A 4,482-nucleotide genomic window follows, 5' to 3' on the forward strand; every position below is an offset into this window, starting at 1 on the left:
ACCCACCACGGCCTTCGCCGGCCACCGGCCACCCCCGACCACCGGCGCCACGTCCAGGATCGGGATGCGCCCGAGCCCGCCCGTCGGTTCCCCGTGCCCCGTCGGTTCCAGCTGCATGTGCGTCCCGCTCCCGCCTGTCCGCGCCCGCCCGTTCCGCGGCGGTCCCCGGGATCCATGCCCGGCCCGCGGTCGCGCGGCATCCCGCGAACCACAAGATCGCGCAAAGAGATCGCGCGCCGCGCCGCCGTGGCGCGACGCTCGACGGCGCCGGTGTTCGGGAGGGTCAGCCCTGCGGGACGGGGGCGAGCGCCTCGCGCGCGGTCGCCACGTCCGGCGCGATGGCGACGCGGCGCGGCAGGCCCGCGACCTCGGCGACCCGGCGGACGATGCCGCGCTGCGGCAGCACCACCCACATCGGCACGCCGAGTTCGGTGGCGCGCATCTGCGAGCGCAGGATGACGTTCAGCGCGTTGGAGTCGCAGAAGGTGCAGCCGGACAGGTCGAGGATGAGGGCGCGCACTCCGGAGTCGAGCAGCCCGAGGGACTGGGCGAGGATCTCCTCGCCGTTGCTCAGGTCGACCTCGGCGGGGAAGGTCACCGTCCCGCAGGTCTCCGTGCTCTCCACTCGCGCTGCTCCGAGATCCATGGCTCGCCCCAAGGTCAGGTTCCTCACGTGGGTGACATCTGGGGGTGCTTCACTGCGACTGTAAGCCCCAAAGCTGGACGAAACCTGAAAGAAATGGTCAAGACTGGGACGCCGCTCCCTCATGTCGCCGATCATCGCGTTCACTTCCCGTTGGTCCTGGTTTGTCGCTTCGGATATGCGCATGCACGATCACAGGGCGTTCCTGGGACGACGCTCGCGCATCCAGATCGGGCACCCGGCCGTGCCGGGCCGCGCCCTCGCGGGCGCCGTTCTCCGAAGCACGCGCCGGGACTCACTCGATCGAGGTCGTCGGCGCTCCGGTCCGGGCCGTCGCGCACCGTCCGGTACGCCGGCCCGTAGACGTAACGATCGCTCCGCACGGGATGTTCCGCGGGTGAATCGCATGTCGCAAAGCCCTATATTTCCCCACAAGAGGCATGGCTCGCTTCGCGAGGCGCGGACAGGGGGACGGCGGATGGGCGCGGAACCGGTGGTCATCGACGGCGGCGACCGCTCCTGCGTGCGCCTGCTGCTGGAGTTGCGCGGGCACGTGGCGGGGCTGGAGCCCGGCACGGTCGTGCACCTGATCGCCTCCGACCCCGCGGCCCCGATCGACCTGCCCGCGTGGTGCCACCTGACGGGCCACGCCTACCTCGGCCCGGTCGACGCCGACACCCCCACCTACGCCCTGCGCGTGGCCGAGCGGCCGCGCGCCACCGAGCCCGACTCCCCGTGGCGCCCCGCTAGCGGCTCGTGAGCGCCTCCCGCCGGGCCGAGCCGCAGGGCGCGCGCGCCACACGCCCGGTGCCGGCGCCGGTCCGTCCGCCCTGTGGGCGGGCCGGGGCTTTCCATTGTGCCGGCCTGTCCGTCACTATTGGCGTAGCGCCAATAGTTGAGGGATGTGACCGGGCATGGCGGGACGGCCGTCGATCGCGATCGTGGGCAGCGGGTTCAGCGGGCTGGGGCTCGCCGTCCGGCTGATCCGCGCCGGCTTCACCGACCTGACGGTGTTCGAGCGGGCCGGCGACGTGGGCGGCGTGTGGCGGGAGAACACCTATCCCGGAGCCGCCTGCGACGCCCCGTCCCACCTGTACTCCTACTCGTTCGAGCCGAAGCCGGACTGGTCGCGGCGGTTCGCGCCGCAGCCGGAGATCCTGGCCTACCTGCGGCACTGCGCCCGCAAGTACGGGGTGACGGAGCACATCCGCTTCGGCTGCGAGATCACCCGGGCGGGTTTCGACGCGGCGGCCGGCCAGTGGAACCTGCGGACCGCCGGGGGAGAGGTGCACCGCGCCGATCTGCTCGTGTCGGCGTGCGGGCAGCTCAGCGTCCCGGCCGTACCCGACATCCCCGGGCTCGCCGACTTCGCGGGCACCGTGTTCCATTCCGCCCGCTGGGACCACGGCCACGACCTGACCGGACGAACCGTGGCCGTCATCGGCAACGGCGCGAGCGCGGTCCAGTTCGTCCCGCGGATCGCGCCGCGCACGGCGCGGCTGACCGTCTTCCAGCGCGAACCGCAGTGGGTCGGCTGGAAGTGGGACCGCCGCTACCCGCGGCTGCGCACCGCGCTCAACCGGCGGTTCCCGGCGCTGCAGCGGCTGTCGCGGCTCGCGGTGTTCGTCTGGTTCGAGGCGCTGCTGAACCCGATGCTGATCGCGCCGCGCGCCCGCCGGCTGCTGTCGGCGCACGTCCGCGCGCTGTGCCGCACGACGCTGTGGTCGGTGCGGGACCGCCGCCTGCGTGAGCGCCTCGTCCCGAGCTACGAACTGGGCTGCAAGCGCGTTCTGATCTCCAGCGACTACTACCGCGCCCTCGACCTCCCGCAGGTGGACGTGGTGACCAGCGCGGTCGTCGGGGCCACCCGGGACGGCCTGGTCACCGGCGACGGGCGCGAGCACCCCGCCGACACCGTCGTCTTCGGCACCGGCTTCCGCACCCGCGACTTCGTCGCGCCGATGCGCGTGACAGGTCTCACTGAGCGGGACCTGGACGAGACATGGCGGGACGGACCGCGAGCCTACCTGGGAATGGCCATCGCAGGTTTCCCGAATTTCTTTCTCATGTACGGGCCCAACACAAATGTCGGTTCCGGGTCGGTGGTACACATGCTGGAAAGCCAGATCGCCTACATCGTCCAGGCCGCCCGCACGCTGCGCGATCCGGAGGTGCTCTACATGGACGTCCGCGAGGGCGTGCTGGCCGACTTCGACGACGCGCTCCAACGCCGCCTGGACGGGACGGTCTGGAACGCCGGCGGCTGCGACAGCTGGTACCTGCACTCCGGCGGGACCGGCGCGGACGGCCGCCGCCGCAACGCCAGCAACTGGCCCGGATCGATGCTGGCCTACCGGCGCCGCACCCGTGCGCTCGACCCGTCCGACTACCGGATCGTGATGCGCTGACATGGGCACCGGATCCGCCCGCACGGCACGGTCCCGCGGCGCCGCCGCCGGCGGCGTGGACCGGCGGCTGCTGCGCGCGCTGGAGGGCCTCTACGTCATCCCGTCCGAGTACCACCGGCCCGACACCGGCCGCGCCGAGGCCGCCGAGATGCTCGCCTGCGACGACCGCACGCTGGCCGCGCTCGCCCGGCACGGCCTGCCCGGCACCGGCGAGACCGGCCGGGAGCGGTTCGACTCGCGCGACCTGTTCAACCTCGCCCTCTACTCCGGCACGGGGCGCACGCCGGCCGAGCGGGACGTCGCGTCCCTGCTGCGCTGGACCCGGTCGTCCTGCGAGGACCTCATCGCGCCGCGCGTCTCCCGGTTCGAGCTCCGCGTGGCCTGCGGCGACCCGGACGGCTGCCGCCCCGACGCCCGCAACGCCCTCGCGCGCCCCCGCACCGGCGCCTACGGCGGGGCGGTCCGCAACGTCCGGGCGCATCCGGGGCGCTGCGGCCGCCGGGTCGGCGCCGCGCTCGGCGCCGCCGCGAAGACCGCGCGGTCGTCCGGTCCCGCCATGGCGATCTCCGCGGTGCTGCGGACGGTCGGCGACTGCCCGGTGCTGCGCTCGCCCGTGCTCCGCGCGATCGTCCGCGAGTTCATGGGCGCCGAGCCGCGCTTCCTCCGGCTGCCCGTCGAGCTGCGCGACGACCCGGACCTCGTCCCGCGCGGCTTCGCCGGCTGCGGCGCCGCCAGCCGCTACATCGAGCGGCTGTGCCGGGAGGAGGGCGTGCCCGCCACCACCCGGATCGGCTGGGTCGTCGGGCTGCCCGACCTCGTGCACGCCTGGGTCGAGGTCGTGGACGACGACGGCGTCACCAAGGTGATCGACCCGACGTTCGCGCTGCTGTCGGAGCTGATCCCCTGGTCGAACCCGATGCTGCGCGACCCGTCGCTGGCGTTCCGGACGAACCGGCTCGTCCCGACCGGCCTGCACGTCGGCGGCGACATCGCGTCCCACACCTGCGGCCACGCGCTCGGCGCCGCCGACCGCCCGCACGCCCGCGTCACCACCCGGATCGTCCCGCTGCGCCCAGGTCCCTGAGACTCAGTCGAACAGTCTCAGCCGGTGGGCGCGGGCGGCGGCCTCGCCGCGCCCGGCCACGCCGAGCTTGCCGAGGATGTTCGACACGTGCACGCTGGCGGTCTTCGCCGAGATGAACAGCGCCTCGGCGATCTCCCGGTTGCTGCGCCCGGCGGCGACGAGCCGCAGCACCTCGGTCTCGCGCGGGGTCAGGCCGAGCCCGGGGGAGGGGCGCTCGCCGTCGAGGGAGATCCCGGCGCGGCGCCCGAGGTCGCCGGTGCGCTCGCGGAGCGGGACGGCCCGCAGCCCGTCCGCCACCTCGGCGGCCCTGCGCAGCGCGGGTCCGGCGCGGTCGCGGTCGACGGGAG

Annotated in this window: 5 protein-coding genes; 3 read left to right on the plus strand and 2 right to left on the minus strand. The window is 74.0% G+C overall.

Annotated elements, in window-relative coordinates:
* Positions 1 to 283: 283 nt before the first annotated feature.
* Positions 284 to 625, minus strand: a complete 342-nt coding sequence (locus ABD296_RS48870) for an STAS domain-containing protein (protein ID WP_344285219.1) — start codon at positions 623 to 625, stop codon at positions 284 to 286.
* A 496-nt stretch (positions 626 to 1,121) separates the two neighbouring features.
* Here ABD296_RS48870 and ABD296_RS48875 point away from each other — a divergent pair, with 496 nt between their 5' ends.
* The 3 genes from ABD296_RS48875 to ABD296_RS48885 all read left to right on the plus strand — a co-directional run bounded on the left by ABD296_RS48875 (position 1,122) and on the right by ABD296_RS48885 (position 4,135).
* A complete protein-coding gene (locus ABD296_RS48875) occupies positions 1,122 to 1,403 on the plus strand; it encodes a sulfurtransferase TusA family protein (RefSeq protein ID WP_344285222.1) in 282 nt (93 codons plus the stop codon).
* A 154-nt stretch (positions 1,404 to 1,557) separates the two neighbouring features.
* A complete protein-coding gene (locus ABD296_RS48880) occupies positions 1,558 to 3,051 on the plus strand; it encodes a flavin-containing monooxygenase (protein ID WP_344285225.1) in 1,494 nt (497 codons plus the stop codon).
* Between the two features lies 1 nt (position 3,052).
* Positions 3,053 to 4,135 (plus strand): hypothetical protein, encoded by a 1,083-nt coding sequence (locus ABD296_RS48885; RefSeq protein ID WP_344285227.1) that lies wholly within the window; start codon positions 3,053 to 3,055, stop codon positions 4,133 to 4,135.
* Between the two features lie 3 nt (positions 4,136 to 4,138).
* Here the strand turns inward: ABD296_RS48885 and ABD296_RS48890 are convergent.
* A partial coding sequence (locus tag ABD296_RS48890) for a helix-turn-helix transcriptional regulator (protein ID WP_344285229.1) occupies positions 4,139 to 4,482 on the minus strand: 344 nt, incomplete at its 5' end.

This window comes from Actinomadura napierensis (genome assembly GCF_039529375.1).
In the GTDB taxonomy this organism is placed as follows: domain Bacteria; phylum Actinomycetota; class Actinomycetes; order Streptosporangiales; family Streptosporangiaceae; genus Spirillospora; species Spirillospora napierensis.

Excerpts from the sequence above, each read along its gene's own strand:
- ABD296_RS48875 (WP_344285222.1), top strand. The coding sequence starts at position 1,122 with ATGGGCGCGGAACCGGTGGTCATCGACGGCGGCGACCGCTCCTGCGTG.
- ABD296_RS48880 (WP_344285225.1), top strand. The coding sequence starts at position 1,558 with ATGGCGGGACGGCCGTCGATCGCGATCGTGGGCAGCGGGTTCAGCGGG.
- ABD296_RS48885 (WP_344285227.1), top strand. The coding sequence starts at position 3,053 with ATGGGCACCGGATCCGCCCGCACGGCACGGTCCCGCGGCGCCGCCGCC.